The 17977-nt window shown below is 34.3% G+C and carries 14 protein-coding genes; 10 read left to right on the plus strand and 4 right to left on the minus strand.

Annotation, left to right across the window (positions count from 1 at the left end):
* The first annotated feature begins 127 nt into the window (after positions 1 to 127).
* The 4 genes from RC62_RS14970 (at position 128) to RC62_RS14985 (ending at position 2908) form a co-directional block, all read left to right on the plus strand.
* Complete coding sequence (locus RC62_RS14970) at positions 128 to 460, plus strand: hypothetical protein (RefSeq protein WP_055096557.1); 333 nt, start codon at positions 128 to 130, stop codon at positions 458 to 460.
* Positions 461 to 589: 129 nt separating this feature from the next.
* Entirely contained in the window at positions 590 to 1495 is a 906-nt protein-coding gene (locus tag RC62_RS14975; protein ID WP_055096559.1) for a ribonuclease Z, read from the plus strand.
* A 96-nt stretch (positions 1496 to 1591) separates the two neighbouring features.
* Complete coding sequence (gene pdxH, locus RC62_RS14980) at positions 1592 to 2236, plus strand: pyridoxamine 5'-phosphate oxidase (RefSeq protein ID WP_055096560.1); 645 nt, start codon at positions 1592 to 1594, stop codon at positions 2234 to 2236.
* A 168-nt stretch (positions 2237 to 2404) separates the two neighbouring features.
* Positions 2405 to 2908, plus strand: a complete 504-nt coding sequence (locus RC62_RS14985) for a CAP domain-containing protein (RefSeq protein ID WP_055096562.1) — start codon at positions 2405 to 2407, stop codon at positions 2906 to 2908.
* 129 nt (positions 2909 to 3037) lie between these two features.
* On the opposite strand, the gene RC62_RS14990 is transcribed toward RC62_RS14985, so the two are convergent.
* The 4 genes from RC62_RS14990 to RC62_RS15005 are packed head-to-tail and all read right to left on the minus strand — an operon-like array spanning position 3038 to position 11938.
* Entirely contained in the window at positions 3038 to 4975 is a 1938-nt protein-coding gene (locus tag RC62_RS14990) for an OmpA family protein (protein ID WP_055096564.1), read from the minus strand.
* 13 nt (positions 4976 to 4988) lie between these two features.
* Complete coding sequence (locus tag RC62_RS14995; RefSeq protein ID WP_055096748.1) at positions 4989 to 5906, minus strand: type IX secretion system membrane protein PorP/SprF; 918 nt, start codon at positions 5904 to 5906, stop codon at positions 4989 to 4991.
* A gap of 34 nt (positions 5907 to 5940) precedes the next feature.
* A complete protein-coding gene (locus RC62_RS15000; protein ID WP_055096566.1) occupies positions 5941 to 11463 on the minus strand; it encodes a gliding motility-associated C-terminal domain-containing protein in 5523 nt (1840 codons plus the stop codon).
* Positions 11464 to 11500: 37 nt separating this feature from the next.
* Positions 11501 to 11938 (minus strand): hypothetical protein, encoded by a 438-nt coding sequence (locus RC62_RS15005; RefSeq protein WP_167343863.1) that lies wholly within the window; start codon positions 11936 to 11938, stop codon positions 11501 to 11503.
* Positions 11939 to 12549: 611 nt separating this feature from the next.
* On the opposite strand from RC62_RS15005, the gene RC62_RS15010 reads away from it, so the two are divergent.
* From RC62_RS15010 to RC62_RS15035, 6 genes are all read left to right on the plus strand, one after another.
* Complete coding sequence (locus RC62_RS15010) at positions 12550 to 13035, plus strand: SixA phosphatase family protein (protein WP_055096750.1); 486 nt, start codon at positions 12550 to 12552, stop codon at positions 13033 to 13035.
* Between the two features lie 7 nt (positions 13036 to 13042).
* Positions 13043 to 15124 carry a polyphosphate kinase 1 gene (gene ppk1, locus RC62_RS15015; RefSeq protein ID WP_055096570.1) on the plus strand — a complete coding sequence of 694 codons (2082 nt, stop codon included), beginning with the start codon at positions 13043 to 13045 and terminating at the stop codon, positions 15122 to 15124.
* A gap of 31 nt (positions 15125 to 15155) precedes the next feature.
* Positions 15156 to 16046, plus strand: coding sequence for a Ppx/GppA phosphatase family protein (locus RC62_RS15020; protein WP_055096572.1), 891 nt, complete (start codon positions 15156 to 15158; stop codon positions 16044 to 16046).
* A gap of 85 nt (positions 16047 to 16131) precedes the next feature.
* A complete protein-coding gene (locus tag RC62_RS15025; RefSeq protein ID WP_055096575.1) occupies positions 16132 to 16713 on the plus strand; it encodes a TMEM175 family protein in 582 nt (193 codons plus the stop codon).
* Positions 16714 to 16771: 58 nt separating this feature from the next.
* Entirely contained in the window at positions 16772 to 17332 is a 561-nt protein-coding gene (locus RC62_RS15030; RefSeq protein ID WP_055096577.1) for a Crp/Fnr family transcriptional regulator, read from the plus strand.
* Positions 17333 to 17388: 56 nt separating this feature from the next.
* Positions 17389 to 17967 carry an NAD(P)H-dependent oxidoreductase gene (locus RC62_RS15035; protein ID WP_055096579.1) on the plus strand — a complete coding sequence of 193 codons (579 nt, stop codon included), beginning with the start codon at positions 17389 to 17391 and terminating at the stop codon, positions 17965 to 17967.
* Positions 17968 to 17977: the final 10 nt, after the last annotated feature.

Here is a 17977-nt window from a genome sequence, read left to right on the forward strand (position 1 = left end):
AGTCTGAATAACAGTCTGACAAAAATTGAGACTAAAAACTGAAAACAGAGACCGAGACTGAATACTATGAACTGAGACTTTGACTAAAAACTAAAAAAATTGTACCTTCGCTTTTCAATATTATAAGATGAAAGTAGATCAAAAAGGACATACCGTTACGATTAAAGATACTCAGAAAGATTTTAAATCTTTTCTGGAGAAAGTGACGCAGCAATTTAAAACCTTTGAAAAACAAAATATTATAATCGATTTATCAGCAGATGCCGGATTGTCTGAAAATGATTTAAAGCTTTTTTTACCGCTTGCAAAGCAACAAAAAAAAGCCAAAAAGTCTTTTGTAATTGTAGTCGATGATCTTGACTTTAATGCTATATCTGATAAATTAGTTGTTGTTCCTTCTCTTTTAGAAGCACACGATATTATCGAAATGGAAGAGATCGAAAGAGATCTGGGTTTTTAATTTTAGATTTTGAATACTGAATGAGTTTTAATTTTAGATTTCTGATTTTAGATATTAGATTTTTTTAAAACTGAATCTAAAGTAACTTGTATTAATCTAAAATCAACAATCTAAAATCTAAAATCAACAATGAAGCTTACTATACTTGGCTGTTATGCCGCAACTCCCAGAACGATTACAAACCCAACTTCGCAGGTTTTAGAAATTAAGAACAGATTGTTTTTAATTGATTGTGGAGAAGGAACCCAGGTACAATTGCGTAAAAACAAGATTAAATTCTCTAAAATTAATCACATTTTTATTTCGCATTTACACGGTGATCACTTTTTTGGATTAATAGGAACCATTTCGACTTTTGCACTTTTAGGCCGAACAACTGATTTGCATATTTACGGTCCAAAGGGAGTAAAGGAAATTATTACTTTGCAGCTAAAATTATCCAATTCCTGGACTACTTACGAGCTTTTCTTTCATGAATTAGAATCTAAAGAAAGCGAAGTCATTTTTGAAGATAACAGAGTGATTGTAAAAACGATTCCGCTAAAACACCGTGTTTACACGAACGGGTTTTTATTTCAGGAAAAACCAGGAGACAGAAAACTAAATGTCGAAGCTGTTCAGCAATACAATATACACACCGCCTATTATCAAAAAATAAAAGGCGGGGGAGATGTTACACTTGATGACGGAACTGTAGTAGAAAATAAGAAATTATCTTTTGACCCGATTCCCGCATTGAGTTATGCTTTTTGTTCAGATACTGTTTATAATGAGGATATTATTCCGATTATAAAGGATGTAGATGTTCTGTATCATGAAACTACATTTTTAGAATCAGAAGCTGCTTTGGCTCAGAAAACATTGCATTCTACCGCAAAAGAAGCCGCGAGAATCGCGCTTAAAGCTAATGCAAAGCAACTCGTTTTAGGACATTATTCTACACGATATGATGGCATTGAGCGTTTTAAGGAGGAAGCACGAGAAATTTTTCCGAACGTACTTTTAGGCGATGACGGGGTAAGTTTTGAGTTTTAAAAAAGTTATGAGTTATGAATTATAAGTTATGAGTAAAACTGCTTATCGTCATAATTCAATCTAAAATCTAAAATCAACAATCTAAAATCAGCAGTCATGAATGATTTAAGCAATTATAGAAAATCTTACGAGAAGAGCGAATTATTAGAAACCAATATCCCTGAAGATCCTATTAATCTTTTTAACAGATGGTTTCATGAAGTAGAGGATTTTGGCGCAAGCGGAGAAGTAAACGCCATGACTGTTTCTACAATTGGACTGGATGGTTTTCCGAAATCAAGAGTAGTTTTATTAAAGAAATTTTCTGAAGAAGGGTTCATTTTCTACACCAATTATAATTCTGAAAAAGGAAAAGCAATTGCTGCAAACCCTCACGTTTGTCTGTCATTTTTTTGGCAGGAAATGGAGCGTCAGGTAATCATTAAAGGAATTGCACAAAAAACATCTGAAAACATATCAGATGGTTATTTTGATTCCCGTCCTGAAGGAAGTAAATTAGGCGCAATCGTTTCGAATCAGAGTGAAGTGATTCCGTCCAGAACGTTTTTAGAAGAAAACTTAAAAAAACTGGAAGCAGAATTTGAAGGAAAACCAATCACCAGACCTGATAATTGGGGTGGATTTTTAGTAACTCCATTAGAGGTAGAATTCTGGCAGGGAAGACCTAACAGGTTACATGACAGGATACGTTATCAAAGCCAGCCTGATTTTTCATGGAAAATTGAGAGACTTTCTTCTTAGTTGTAAGAAATTTACATGACATATTGTGTTAACTGTGTATTTCATCGATTATTTTTGTAGTTTACCGATAAATTAAATATGTTTGAAGAAGAAATAAACGATTTAATTTATAAAAAGTTATTAAGGAATTTGCCCCAACATTTACTTTAATATTAACCTGCATTGATTATGAAAAAGATGATGTATGCCATGATGTTCGTTGTAATATTTATTACAATGAACTCATGCTCTGCAGATAGCGCTGAGGCAACCGAAGAAAATACGACTACTCAAACTCTGATCACGAATTATACCTATAATGACTCAGAGATCGAAACCATGAAACTTATTAATGACTATCGGGTAAGTATTGGTTTAAATGTACTGGAAAAAATAAATCACATATCGTTTAAATGTCAAGAGCATAATACATATATGATCGCAAATAATGTTGTAGATCATAATGATTTTACCTCAAGATCTAATAATATTATGAGTGTTTTAGGAGCTAAAAAAGTAGGCGAAAATGTAGCTTATAATTATAAAACATCTGAAGCCGCCGTAAAGGCATGGCTGGAGAGTCCCGGACATAAAGAAAATATCGAAGGAGATTATACTCATTTTGGCTTATCAGTAACAACTGATTCTAAGACGGGAAAAAAATATTACACGAACATTTTCGTTAAGATTTAAAATATTATTGGACTGGTTGGTTTTTAGTAGTCGTTGTAGATCCTTGATTTACAACGGCTTTTTTTTTATATATTAAAAAGCTGTCTGAATCTCAGACAGCTTTTTTGAAAATAGGATACTTTTAATTATCTATAATCCTGTAATAATAAATTCACTTCTTCTGTTCATTTGGTGTTCTTCTTCTGTACAATTTACTCCGTCAGAACAACCATTTACCAGTTGGGTTTCTCCATAACCTTTTCCCGTTAACCTTTTTGCAGCAATACCATTTTTAACAAGCCATTGTATAGTAGATTTTGCTCTTCGGTTAGACAAAGCTTCATTGTATTGGTGTGTAGCGCGGCTGTCAGTATGAGAACGAATATCAAGTTTCATCGTTGGATTATTGTTTAATACATCCAGAATTTTCTCTAAATCTATTGCAGCTTCTGTTCTGATATTGGATTTATCGAGATCAAAATAAATCATTTTTATACCAAAACATTTTCCAAGATCATCGCCAATCGTGACTTTACAAGTCGATTTATCCAATGCAATTGGCAAGCTAGTTTTTCCGGTTAGTTTACCAATATTTATGGTTACTTCTTTAGTTGTATAATCTTGTTTTTCGGCTCTTACATTATACGTTTTTCCGCATTCGACAGCAAAACTATAAAATCCGTCTGCATCAGAAATAATAGTACTTTTTATAGTTGTTCCCTCATATAAAGTAACTTTTGTTCCTGGTAAAACAACAGCTGTTTCTGCATCCGTAATGATTCCGTTTAGCTCTTGTATGCATTGCAGTTTTCTGGTTTCCAGAAATTTATAGATATCATCAGAACCTTGCCCGCCATCTTTATTAGAGCTAAAAAATCCTCTTCGGGAAACTGGATCTATGATGTACGCAAAATCATCTTTTGGAGAGTTTACATCATTTCCCACATTCTGAATACTGCTGATGGTTCCATTATCTTCAATTTTGCCCACAAATACATCGAGTCCGCCCAATCCCGGATGACCATCTGAAGCAAAATAAATTTCGTTTTCGCCCGTAACATACGGAAATGTTTCTTTGCCTTCGGTATTAATGGCCTTGCCCAGATTGGTTGGCGGTCCGTAAGTTGTATTGTTGTTGATACTCACTTTATAAATATCAGATTGCCCTATTGTTCCTGGCATATCTGATGCAAAATACAAGGTTTTCTCATCTGGACTTAAAGCAGGATGTGCTGTACTGTAATTGTCACTGTCAAAAGGGAGTTCCGTTATGTTTGTCCATTTGTCATTTTCAAACGTAGCTTTATATATTTTTACTAACGTTATTTTGTTGTCATCTTTTCCCTTTTTTCCGTTTACATAATTGTTTCTCGTAAAATAAACTGTTTTTCCATCTTTAGTAAAAACCGGAGAAGATTCATGAAATTTGGTATTAAGAGAAGTCTTAAATTTATTTACTTTAGTAATACTAGTATTGTTTACGGTATCAATATCTGCAAAATATAAATTGGTAAAATATTCATTTGTCCATTTGTGCTTGCGTTGCGAAAAGTTTCCGGTATCTCTGGCCGAAGCAAAATAGATTTTGTTATCGTAAACAAATGATCCGTAATCAGAATATTTTGAGTTTATACCTGCATCTTCAATTTTATAACGTCCCGAATTTGCTTTTATCTCATCGAGATAATTAACATCTTCTTTATAGAGTTTTCCTCTGTTATCGTTTTTAAATTTAGTATTAAATTCCGCCAGAACCTGATTCGCTTTATCAGTTTGTCCCGTTGATTTTAAAGACTGAGCATATCGATAATAATATTCAGGTTCAACAGAAGAATTCAATGCAAAAAGTTCGCTATACCATTTAGCGGCTCCATCAAAATCAGAATTAAAATAATAGGAATTGCCCAGTTTTTTGAACATATCCTCAGATTTATATCCTTTGTTGGCCACACGCTCGTAGGTTTTAATAGCATCTATATAAGCATAACTGTCATATTTTTTATCTCCGGCAGTTACTTTCGATTGTTGCGAATAACTGTCAAATGAAAAACAGATTAGTATTAAGCAAAGAAGTATATAATTTTTCATAATGATTTTTATTTTAAAAGAAACGTGGTGTAGTCAGTTTACCGTTGTTTTTTATGAATTCGTAACGCAGGAATATCTCATGTGATCCTGAATTATAATTGTTCAGATTGGTGGTTTCACGATCGTAACCATAGCCCAAATAAAGTCCGTCTGTAATCTGGAAACCTACCATAGCACTTATAGAAGCGCTCCATCTGTAAGCTACGCCCACAACAAATTTTTCTATGAACATGAAGTTTGCCGAAACATCTACCTGAAGTGGTGCGCCTTCTACCATTTTGGTTAATATTGCGGGCTTGAATTTTATGTATTCTAATTTGTCAAGATCAAATACATATCCGGCAATTAAATAATAATTGATTTTATCCTTGAAAATAGCAATATCATTATCATCATATCTATTGGTTTCTATGAAATTAGGAACTGATAATCCAACATACGCTTTGTTAGAATGCCAATATACACCGGCGCCTACATTTGGCGAGAATTTATTATCAAGATCCTGAAACTGCGGATCGCCCTGATTCTCGGGATTTAATTTATTGATATCAAGATTGAACAAGTTGGCTGTTCCTTTTATTCCAAAAGATAATTTGAAATCTGGTGAAGTCTGAATTGTATACGAAAGATCAACAGAAAGATTGTTTTCATTTGTTGGACCAATTTTATCATTTATTAGTGAAACACCAATTCCAACATTGCTATTATTGATAGGTGTATTGACTGAAAAGTTGCTCGTTTCCGGAGCTCCGTCAAGACCAACCCATTGTGTACGATACAACCCAAAAATGCTTAAAGCTCCTCGTGATCCCGCATAAGCCGGATTAATATTGATGGTGTTGTACATGTATTGTGTAAATTGTGCATCTTGTTGTGCATAACCTGCAATACCCGTAAACAGTATAACGATGAAAAATAATTTTGTTCTCATAGTAGATATTATTAAATTATTATTACTATCGATTTTATTTGGATAAATATAAATACCCATCTTTTTTGTTGTTTTGAAGGAGATTATTTCCGTCTAAAGATTTGTAATTCACGATGTAGAAATAGGTTCCGGTTGGTAACCCATCAGATTGTTTCACAGTTGTTCTTCCTCTTGATGTTCCGTCAAATGCATTGGTTGTATTGTTATAATTATCAGTTTCAAAAACTAATATTCCCCAGCGATTATAGATTTCTACATTATTTTCAGGATAACAAGTGATATCATCAATGCTGTCAATTCTGAAATAATCATTTATTCCGTCACCATTAGGAGAGAAAGCATTATGAACTATGACATTACCGCAAGCCAGCACTTTACAATCATCGTTTATTTGCATGTTTAGAATTATACTTCGGGGACAATTTTGATCCGTTATTTTATATTCGAAAGTGTAATTGCCAAGTGCTAAACCAAATGCATTTAGTGTATTTCCTTGTATCGAATTGCTGTTTCCGGCATCAATCCAGGATCCTGTTGCGGGTGTGTTTTCAGGTAATAAAGAAAGTAAGTTTATCAGCGTTGAATCATTATTACAGGCAGAGCCCGATATGTTTGTCGTTCCGTTTGGAACCACTATTACAGTAACCGTAGCTGTATCACAATTATCAGGATTTATTTTGTCGCAAATTTGATAGCTGTATGTATAAGTTCCAGCTGGCGTTAAGCCGGATACCGTTACATTTCCTAAAATATCAAAAGTGATGTTTGGATCTGTTTTTACAGCAGTATTATTTTGAGTTAATAATGTAAAGTTTACAAGATCTAATGAGGCTTTGGTTAAACCTTTAAAATCGTTGCTCAAAACATTTCCTGCTAATCCAAATGTGTTACAGCCAATATTTGCATAAACATCATCTGTTGCTACAACCGGAGCTGGCGGAGCAGGAGGTGCTGATATAGTAATGGTTACAATCGCAGTATCACAATTATCTGTCTGATCGGCTTCGCAAATTTGGTATACCAATGTCAAAGTACCGGCAGGTGCATTTGGTAAAACAGCGACAGAACCATCAGGATTTAGTTGCAAAAAGGCATTTGGTGTTACTGTGGTAATAATAACATCAGAAGCAGTTACAGTAATTCCTTCAAGTGTATCATTATGCAATACGTTAAGCACATTTGGCGTAGTAACATTTACCCCAACAATTGGCCCCGCTGTATCATCATTAGCTACAATATCAGAGTAGACTTTACAATTTACTCCAAAATCAGCATTCAAATGAACTAAATCTTCAGGACTAATTTTTACAATATATCCACCAGCACCTCCAGTTGTAGCACAAACGGTATGCAATTGAGATTTAGCCGTTTTATTTGTTATTTTTTTGTCTGTAATCGACGGAATAACTTTTACTAAACCCGTAGCACCTAAATTTGCAGCAACAGCATCCAGATTAGCATCTTTTACTAATTTTATTTTGTATTCTCCATACGGATTTGCTGTTTCAGGTCTGTTTCTCCAGAATCCTTCAATACCCACAATTACTTCAGCGTGATATCCGTTTGGACCATCAATGATTACGTTAGGACTTTGTGCATTTCCAAAACCACCCGCATTTAATTCCCCAACATTCAATGATCCTGCATAACTTCCGTCACCGTTAAGATCAATCCATTCCCATTGGTTGTAGTCGACAGCACCATTTTCGTCCGGAGTATTTTTAGTCACAACCCCGTCATTATTGACATCGTACCATTCATCCTGAATTCCGTTAGCGTTTGTATCATACCAAACATAATCTCCAAGAACCGGAAGAGTTGATTTTCCATATTCAAAATTATGCTGTTGAAATTTACAATCTTCAAGTGTCGTAAAAAACAAACTTGAATCTATAGGATATAATTGATAAGCACTATTTAAATTTGCGTCTTGAACCTGAACTAAATAACTTCCGGAAGACATTCCCGAAAAACTATAAAGACCATCAGCACCGGTGATTCTTAATAAAGTTGAGCCAGTTGTAGTACCTTGAGGAATCAAAGTTACAGGCACACCAGCAAGTGGTGTATTAGTGTCTTTGTTTATAATTTGTCCGGATATTTTAATCGTGTAAGCAGGTTGCGTGATTACAACTGTCGCAATAGCAGAACAAGTTTGGTTTCCGGTATTTACAGATGATGTTGCTATAAGGGTGTATGTTCCGGCTGGTAAATTATTGTTTCCCACAACTTCATTATTTTCATTTTTAATAACAACAGTAGATCCCGGACTATTGGTAATCATGATTGAACCGTCTTTTCCGTTCAGGCAAGTTACATTTGAGGCAACTCCGGTTACTGAAACTTGGTTTTCGACAGTAAAAGTTTGTTTTAATTCCGTTTTATTACCGGCGCAGTCCGTTAAAATATACGTTCTGGTCAGGATATAAGCATTTCCCTCGCAACCGCTTCCACCATTATCAGTATCACTTATGGTAATATCGATAGCAGTACTGCAATTGTCAGCAGCATCTTTTATATCCGTTAAACTTCCAACAGGAATATCAGCAATAGTCTGCAAATTAGTAACATCTGTTGGTGCAGTTCCGGTAGGCGGAGTTGTATCTCTAACCGTAATAATTTGAGTATAAGTTGCCGTATTTGCACTACAATCGCTAGTGTTCCATTTACGTGTTAAAGTGTAATTAGTATTACAGCCATTCTGGATATCACTTTTGGTTTCACTGAAAACAATAGGTAAATCACCACTGCAATTATCCGAAGCTTCGATATTTGCAGGTTCAGGAACAGCATCACAAGAAACAGTACTATCTATCGGAAGATCTCCAATAAATATTGGTTTTGAAGTATCCTGAATCGTAATTACCTGCGTGAAAGTGTCAGAAGTATTTCCGCAATCATCTTTAACGGTCCATGTATTGGTGTAAGTTCCCGCATTCGAACAATTAGCAGAAGCTACAAAAGCACCGCTAACTTTTACAATATTCGAAACATCAGCATCGCATAAATCTGAAGCTGTAGGGAATAACGCTTGCGCGGAAGTTAAAGCATCTGCATCACTGCATTCGATAGTTTTATTTAGAGAAGAAATAGCAGTTGTCCAGGTTGGAGCAGAAGTATCCTGAATCGTAATTACTTGTGTGAAAATGGTTGAAGTATTCAAACACACATCTTTGGCAATCCACGTATTCGTGTATGTTCCTGAATTTGCACATGAACCCACAGCGAAAGTTCCGCTCGTTTTAGTATACGTTACTGTTCCGTTGCAATTATCAGTTGCAATCGGAGCTTGGTTTTGAGCAGCTGCCAATCCTGCTGTATCGCTGCATTGCAAAGTTGTGTTTAATGCTGTTGCCGAAGTTGTCCAGGTTGGAGCAGAAGTATCCTGAATCGTAATTACTTGTGTGAAAATGGTAGAAGTATTCAAACACACATCTTTGGCAATCCACGTATTGGTATATGTTCCTGAATTTGCACAAGAACCCACAACGAAAGCTCCGCTTGTTTTTGTGTACGTTACTGTTCCGCTGCAATTATCTGTTGCAATCGGAGCTTGGTTTTGAGCAGTTGTCAATCCTGCTGCATCACTGCATTGTAAAGTTATGTTTAAAGCCGTAGCCGAAGTTGTCCAGGTTGGAGCAGAAGTATCCTGAATCGTAATTACTTGTGTGAAAATGGTTGAAGTATTCAAACACACATCTTTCGCAATCCACGTATTCGTATATGTTCCTGAATTGGCACATGAACTTGCCGCAAAAGTTCCGCTCGTTTTAGTATACGTTACTGTTCCTCCGCAATTATCTGTTGCCACAGGAGCTTGGTTTTGAGCAGTTGTCAATCCTGCTGTATCGCTGCATTGCAAAGTTGTGTTTAATGCTGTCGCCGAAGTTGTCCAGGTTGGAGCAGAAGTATCTGTAATAGAGATATTTTGCGAAGCCGTAATACTTCCACAACCTGTTACAACTTTAAAAGTTCTGGTAACAATTGTTGGGCAAGTACCTGTAGCAACGTCTGAATACGATATTGTATAGGTTCCTAGTAAAGTACTGTTTGGTAATGATCCTCCGGCAGCGACTAATTGTGCCAAAGTAATAGTACTGCTTGAGGTACTGTAGGCAAGTCCAGTTATTGCACCGGTTCCACAACCAGAAATACTTGCGTTTGCAGGTGCTGTAAGTGCTGCGGCAGGACTTATGGAAACAGTTGATTCTGCTGAGGTTAATTCACAATTCGTTGTGCCATTTTTTACTTTGACTTTATAAGCGCCACTAGCTGTTACAACAAGTGTGGCCGAAGTTTGTCCTGCTAAAACAGCATTATCTTTATACCATACATAAGTTGGTGAAGAAGCATTTGTAGTAGCCGTTAATGTGGTCGAACCGCATGCAGTTAAAATTCCTGTAATTAATGGTACACACGGAACAAAGTAACTTGATGTATTGATGGCTTTAGAATCATTGGCACAAGATGAATTTTGATAATTCAAAGTAGATGTACTCACAATTTGATTTCCGCAGGCAGTTCCGGTTGGCGTTAATTGGTAATTTAAAGTAATGGTTTCCGAATTCAAAAAATCAGTATTCCACGTAATTACCTGTCCGGATAATGAAGCCGTTCCTTTACTTGTTGTAATCGAACCTATAGTAAACCCCGGAATTACAGTTTCCTTTGTGATTAAATTTTGTGCAACCCATGAAATCTGAGTCGCGATTTGATTGTATATCGAGGTTAAGTTTGCTCCACTTTGTGTAATATACGCCGGACTTCCCTGTATATTGTCTAAAGTATATTTGGCAATATTTTGTTCACTATTATTTGTATTTATATTGCCGCTCAGCCCGCCAAAAAGACCAACAGAAAAAAGTTGATTATTATAAACAATGCTTGATTTTGTTGTTGTTTTTGCATTTGTGGCAGCGTTTATAGCAGTAGTAACACATTGCGATGTTTTACTAATATTACAAGTTGTATTTCCGTTAGTTCCTGTTACATTAGCTACACCATCAGTTAATAAAATTATAGCTCTTGCACTTCTGCAGTCAAATCGGCCATTTGTTTCTAATTCTGTTTCTGATCTAACAATTCCACCATAAAGATTGGTTGAGTTAGTAGCTTGTAAGTTATTAATTTGAGTTGTTATGGCAGCAACGCCGGCAGCATTCAAATAAGTCAGCCCTATTTTTAAAGATGCAGTTGTACTGTACGCCACAATTGCGATTCGGTTTTGAGGATTCACTTTGGCTTGCGTAAGAAATGCCAGTGCAGCATCTTTTGCATAATCCATAGATGTTTTAAAATCTCCCGGGATAGTATAACCCATACTGCCGGAAATATCAATAGCCAAAACTACATCTGAATTTCTCGTAATAGGATTTGCCCCTGTAATATCTACTTTTACGTTTACAATACCGCAATTTGTTGCATTTGCGGTTACCGTTTTATTAGTAGTTATTGATTGTGCCAACCCAATTGAAGACCAAAGAAGAAATAATACAGCAAAGTATATTTTTTTTATATCTAGTAAATAACTGCTTAAAGAGAGTAATAGTTTTTCCATTTTAAATTATTTTAAGGGAATACTTGATATATTTATTTTAATCATTAACCGGATTAATGATGTAAGTGTGTAAAACAGTATCGACAGTATAATTGATACAGTTTTTTGAAGTAGCAGTAATCTGGTCACAAGACCATTTTTGTATAGAAGTCCCGGCAGGAACCGTCACGTGTATATAAAAACTTTTGGATTGTCCTGGGTTCAAAGTGATTTCATTAAGAGAGTTTCTTTCAGAATCTATAAAATCAGTACTAATTGTTACATTTCCTGTCGTTGAACTTCCATCTGTGTTGGTGCAGGAAGAATTGATGTTTTTGTTACTTAAAATAAAAGTATCAGTAGAGGAGCTGTTGTTCGTGAGTATCATCGCATAATAAGTTCCTTCAAGAGGAGTACTTCTAATGTTTCCGTTATTTTCAACTACCAATGTGGCGTTGCACGAAACAGATTGAGCAAATGAAATTGTAGTTACCAAAAAAAGGGATAAGCAAAACAAGTTTCTGCGAAAAATGTTTTTTTTGAAAGAAAAAATAAACTTACAATTGTTAACAAATTTCACTGCTTTTTCAAGTGTAGTTTTAGTTCTCATAACTTAGGTTTTTTGTTTTTGTTATTGATTTAATTTTAACAGAATCAAAGTTATAGAGAGTGTTTACTTTTGATTTTTTTTGTCTGCAACTAACCTAAAAACTCGTTGAAGTGTATAATTTTTGTTAAATTAACCTCTAAAAAATGGTTTTTCATGTGATTTATAACAATCAAAAAAGTAAGTATTTATTGATTTTTTGCTGAAAAAAGTAATTTTTTAAATATTTTAAGTGGTTAATAATCAGTTATTTAGTTAATTTATTGTAAATATGTATAAATCGACCAACTGTTTGTTTTAACAGATAAAGAGCATCTTTTTATCATAAGAACATGTGTTTATTTTAAAGAAAATTCAGTTTCGAGAATTTTTTATTCTTGTTAAAATTTCTATTTAATGTTAACAGAAATAAAAAAGAGAGAGGGATTGATTTTTCTTTTGTAAATTAGAACTTCAATAAAAATTAGTAACCTTAAATGAGGTTTATAAACTTGCTGCTTATGAAAAATTTAATTTTAATACGACATGCTAAATCGAGTTGGGAAGCACCTTTAAAAGATTTTGACCGACCTTTAATGAAGAGAGGGATTTTAGATGCCCATGACGTATCTTCTCATATTTCAAAATATCTTCCTAAAACCTATATTATCTGGAGCAGCACGGCGGCAAGAGCCTCAGAAACGGCACTTATTTTTGCTCAAAATATTTCATACCCTATTGAAAGTATCGTTTATAAAGACGATCTTTATACCTTTGATGATAAACAGCTCGAAAAGGTTATTAAATCATGTGATAATAGTTTCGAAAGCGTTATTCTTTTTGGACATAACGAGGCTATTACAAATTTTGTTAATAAATTTGGGGATGTTTTTATCGAGAACGTTCCTACTTCCGGCTTTGTGTCATTACAGTTTGATGCAGAAAGTTGGAACACTATTAATAAAGGTAAAACTCATAAAACAATTTTCCCCAAAGATTTAAAATAATAATAAAGTGTACGAACAGAAATATATCGATAGAGAAAAAAGTTGGTTAGCGTTTAATGCAAGAGTGCTTCAGGAAGCAGCAGATAACACCGTTCCGCTTTTAGACAGGCTGCGTTTTGTTGGAATTTTTTCGAACAATTTAGATGAATTTTTTAGAGTTCGGTATGCCGCTATTAGACGATTAAGCCTTTCAGGAATTTCTGGAGAAAAATATTTAGGCGGAGTTTCTGCTCATCAGTTAATTAAGGATATTACTGAAATTGTAATTCAGCAGCAATCTGAAAGTTTACGTATTTTAGGAAATATCGAAGCGGAACTTGAAGCCGAAAATATCTTTATCATAAACGAAGATCAAATTACACCCGATCAGGAAATATTTCTAAAGGACTTTTTTACCCAAAGATTAAGTCCGGAATTAGTCACTATTATTTTGAATGATTTGGCCGAATTCCCAATTCTAAAAGATACTTTGGGATATCTCGCCGTTCGTTTAGAAATGAATACAAACGATGAGGTTCGTTATGCTGTAATCGAAATTCCAAAAACCATTAACAGATTCGTAGTTCTGCCATCACACGATGAAAAACATTACGTTATTCTAATTGATGATGTAATTCGTTACAACCTTAAAAACATATTTAATATTTTTGATTACAAGAGTGTTTCGGCACACATGATCAAAATAACCCGTGACGCACAGTTGGATATTGACAGCGATTTGAGTAAAAGTATGCTCGAAAAAATTGCAACATCAGTAAAAGACAGACGAATAGGTGAACCGGTACGTTTTATATATGATAGCCTGATCGAAGAAGATACATTACATTTCTTCTTAGATAAAATGAAAATTGTAGAAACAGACAGTATTATTCCCGGAGGACGATACCATAATCGTCGCGATTATATGGGTTTTCCAAACTTAGGACGATACGACTTACTTTATAAACCAAATGAGCCATTACCAATTCCCGGTTTAAGCCTGGGAGGAAGTATTCTCGAAAAAATCAATAAAAAAGATTACTTGCTGCACGCGCCATATCAATCTTTTTCATATTTAACTAAATTTTTGCGTGAAGCCGCTCTGGATCCCAAAGTGACTACTATAAAAATCACGTTGTATCGATTGGCAAAAAATTCACAAGTCATTAGTTCTTTGATTAATGCCGCAAAAAATGGTAAAAAAGTTACTGTTCAAATCGAACTTCAGGCACGTTTTGATGAAGCGACAAATATCTCGTATGCAGAACAAATGCAAACAGAAGGTATTAATCTTATTTTTGGTATAAAAGGACTCAAAGTACATAGTAAAATATGTGTTATAGAAAGAGTTGAAGAAGGTAAAACACGTCGATACGGATTTATTTCTACAGGAAATTTCAACGAATCTACAGCAAAAATTTATACAGATGTGACACTTTTAACCTGTCATCAGGGAATTTTGAAAGACATCTCTAAAATATTCGAATTTTTCGATATCAATTACAGAGTACACAGATACAAACACTTAATTGTATCGCCACACTATACACGAACAAAATTTATTAAACTTATTGATCGTGAAATCCTGCATGCTTTAGCAGGTAGAAAAACCCATATTAAGTTAAAAATGAATAGTTTATCTGATTTTAAAATGATCGATAAATTATATGAAGCCAGTAATGCAGGCGTAAAAATTCAGCTTCAGGTAAGAGGAATTTGCTCATTGATTCCGGGAATACCGGGAATGAGCGAAAACATTGAAGCCATAAGTATCGTCGATAATTACCTGGAACATTCAAGGGTTTATATTTTTGGAAATGCAGGTTTAACCGAAGTTTATATCTCATCGGCAGACTTTATGACCAGAAACCTTGATGGAAGAGTTGAAGTTACCTGTCCAATTTATGACCTCGAAATAAAGAAAGAACTAATAGATAATTTTAATATTGCATGGAAAGGGAATGTTAAAGTGAGATACCATTCCTATAAACTGGATAATAAATACAAGCCGCGAAATCATCATGCCCCTTTTAGGGCCCAGCTTGAAACCTATAAATATTATCAAAATAAGATTTTAGTTTTAGAGCAGGTTCCACAAAAAATAAATTAATAAAAAAATAAAATTCAAATCATAAGTGAGCATGATTAATATAAAGAAACTTGCAGCAATAGATATTGGATCAAATGCCATGAGGCTTCTAATATCAAATGTTGTAGAACAAGATGGCAAAGAACCCCAATTTAATAAAAGTTCGCTTGTTCGTGTGCCAATTCGTTTGGGACAAGATGCCTTTACTGTTGGAGAAATTTCAGAAGAAAATATAGATCGAATGGTCGATGCGATGAAAGCATTCAACCTTTTGATGAAAGTACATAAAGTAGAGCGTTATATGGCGTTTGCAACCTCGGCAATGCGTGAAGCTTATAACGCTAAAGAAGTTGTCGAAATAATTGAAAAAGAAGCCGATATAAAAATCGAAATTATCGATGGCAAAAAAGAAGCAGCGATTATTGCATCTACTGATTTACATCATTTATTAAAGACTGATGAAACCTACCTTTTCGTTGATGTTGGTGGCGGAAGTACAGAGTTTACGCTCTTTTCTGACGGAAAACTGGTTAATTCCAGATCTTTTAAAGCTGGAACAGTTCGTTTATTAAATAATATGGTTCACGATGTAGTTTGGGATGAAATCGAAAAATGGATTAAAACAAACACAGCAGGTTATGAAGAAGTAACCTTGATTGGTTCCGGCGGAAACATTAATAAGTTATTTAAAATGTCCGGAAAACAACAAGAAAAACCACTTTCCTATATTTATATTAATTCACAATATGCGTTTTTAAACTCTTTGACTTACGAACAAAGAATTGCCGAATTAGGATTAAATTCAGATCGTGCCGACGTAATTATTCATGCGACCAGAATTTATCTAAATGCGATGAAGTGGAGTGGAGCGCGCCAAATTTATGTTCCAAAAATTGGACTTTCTGACGGAATCGTAAAAGCAATGTATTACGGTAAAATTTAGAGAAAAATCACCCACAGATTAAACGAATTAGAAAATCTTTTAAAATCCTTTTAATCTGTGGCAAATAAATACAAGAAGAGCATAAATGAATAAAACAAGACTCGAAGCTTTTAGTGATGGTGTATTGGCCATTATTATAACCATTATGATTTTAGAAATTAAAGTCCCTGAAGGACATGAATTCTCTGATCTGAAACCTCTAATTCCTAAGTTTCTAAGTTATATTTTGAGTTTTATTTATGTGGGTATCTACTGGAATAATCATCATTATTTATTTCACGGATTAACAAAAGTAAACGGAAAAGTTTTGTGGAGTAATCTGCATTTACTTTTTTGGCTATCCCTAATACCGGTTTCTACAGGCTGGATGGGAGAACATAATTTTGCAAAAGCTTCAATGGCCTTATACGGAGTTGTGTTGTTTTTATCTTCAGTAGCCTATTTTATTTTACAGAAAATTGTAATTAGTAACGAAGGTCAAAATTCGATATTGGCCAAAGCGATTGGCAGGGATATGAAAGGAAAAGCATCTTCCATATTATATTTAGTAGGTATAATTTCTTCATTTTATAACGAATGGATTGCCGGAGCCGCATACTTTATCGTTGCTATGTTATGGCTAATTCCAGACAAAAGAATAGAAAAAGCCTTTGCCGCTAAAAATTAATTTTTTCTTATACAAAAAGATGTTTTTCTATAGAAAAGCATAAAAATTGTTCGTTATAATGAAATCAGTTTTTCAATCAATTCAGGTTCTGCCTCAAAATGAATTAGATCTTTTAGAGGATTTGATTACATTTCGAAAACTTAAAAAAGGAGAGCTTTTATTGAAAGAAAATCAGGTTTGTAATGAAATCGTCTTTATTAAAAGTGGCATTCTACGTTCATATTTCTTCAATCATCAAGGCGATGAAATCACAAATTGTTTTGCTTTTGAAAATGAATTTATGGCTTCGTTTTCAAGCTTTATAACACAAAATGTTGCCGAAGAAAATATTCAGGCGCTCGCAGATACAGAATTACAAATCATAAGTCGTGAAAGTTTAGAGAAGCTTTATCGATTAGGAATTCATTGGCAGCAAATAGGACGCAAACTAACCGAAATGGAATATGTAACGCTTCAAAAGCGAATGATTTCATTTCAAAAATTGTCCGGAACCCAACGTTATCAGGAACTTTATAAAAATCATCAAAAATACCTTCAGCTGATTCCGCTTCAATATTTAGCGTCGTATTTAGGCGTAACCCCAAGGCATTTAAGCCGGATTCGTAAAGCTGTTTTATAGGACATTTGTCCTGTAATCATTTTTATCAGAATAGTATTTTTGTAAAAAAGCAAAACATGAAAAAAATACTGATTATAAACGGACATCCAAATCCGTCAAGTTTTAATTTTGCAATTGCCCAATCTTATCTAAAAGGAGCAATTGAATCTAAAGCACAGGTAGAAACCATAACAATAGCTGAATTACAATTCAATCCAAATCTGAAATTTGGTTATACAAAACGAATTGAGTTAGAACCGGATTTATTAGAATCATGGGAAAAAATTAAAAGAGCAGATCATTTGGTTTGGATTCATCCAATTTGGTGGGGCGGTTTGCCTGCAATTACAAAAGGTTTTATAGATCGTTTATTTTTACCCGGAATGGCATTTCAGCATCGCGAAAATTCAGTTTGGTGGGATAAATTGCTAAAAGGAAAAACTGCACATATAATTACAACATTAGATCAGCCAAGCTGGTATTACCGATTGTTTTATGCAAGACCAAGTGTCAATCAGTTAAAAAAGACTGTTTTAGAATTCTGCGGTGTAAAACCTGTAAAAGTCAGTTATATCGGAATCATAAAAACTGCTGATGAAAAACAAAGGGAAAAATGGCTCGAAAAAGTCTTTGACTTTGGACTCCGAAATAAATAAAAAAAACTTG

Origin of the sequence: Flavobacterium aquidurense (assembly GCF_001404985.1) — a bacterium.
Classification (GTDB): Bacteria; Bacteroidota; Bacteroidia; order Flavobacteriales; family Flavobacteriaceae; genus Flavobacterium; species Flavobacterium aquidurense_B.

What these genes read in the sequence shown, in the direction of transcription:
- RC62_RS15020 (WP_055096572.1), top strand. Translation starts at nt 15,156, where the DNA reads ATGATTAATATAAAGAAACTTGCAGCAATAGATATTGGATCAAATGCC.
- RC62_RS14990 (WP_055096564.1), bottom strand. Translation starts at nt 4,975, where the DNA reads ATGAAAAATTATATACTTCTTTGCTTAATACTAATCTGTTTTTCATTT.
- RC62_RS15030 (WP_055096577.1), top strand. Translation starts at nt 16,772, where the DNA reads ATGAAATCAGTTTTTCAATCAATTCAGGTTCTGCCTCAAAATGAATTA.
- RC62_RS15000 (WP_055096566.1), bottom strand. Translation starts at nt 11,463, where the DNA reads ATGGAAAAACTATTACTCTCTTTAAGCAGTTATTTACTAGATATAAAA.
- pdxH (WP_055096560.1), top strand. Translation starts at nt 1,592, where the DNA reads ATGAATGATTTAAGCAATTATAGAAAATCTTACGAGAAGAGCGAATTA.
- RC62_RS15025 (WP_055096575.1), top strand. Translation starts at nt 16,132, where the DNA reads ATGAATAAAACAAGACTCGAAGCTTTTAGTGATGGTGTATTGGCCATT.
- RC62_RS14970 (WP_055096557.1), top strand. Translation starts at nt 128, where the DNA reads ATGAAAGTAGATCAAAAAGGACATACCGTTACGATTAAAGATACTCAG.
- RC62_RS14985 (WP_055096562.1), top strand. Translation starts at nt 2,405, where the DNA reads ATGAAAAAGATGATGTATGCCATGATGTTCGTTGTAATATTTATTACA.
- RC62_RS14975 (WP_055096559.1), top strand. Translation starts at nt 590, where the DNA reads ATGAAGCTTACTATACTTGGCTGTTATGCCGCAACTCCCAGAACGATT.
- RC62_RS15010 (WP_055096750.1), top strand. Translation starts at nt 12,550, where the DNA reads ATGAAAAATTTAATTTTAATACGACATGCTAAATCGAGTTGGGAAGCA.
- RC62_RS14995 (WP_055096748.1), bottom strand. Translation starts at nt 5,906, where the DNA reads ATGAGAACAAAATTATTTTTCATCGTTATACTGTTTACGGGTATTGCA.
- RC62_RS15035 (WP_055096579.1), top strand. Translation starts at nt 17,389, where the DNA reads ATGAAAAAAATACTGATTATAAACGGACATCCAAATCCGTCAAGTTTT.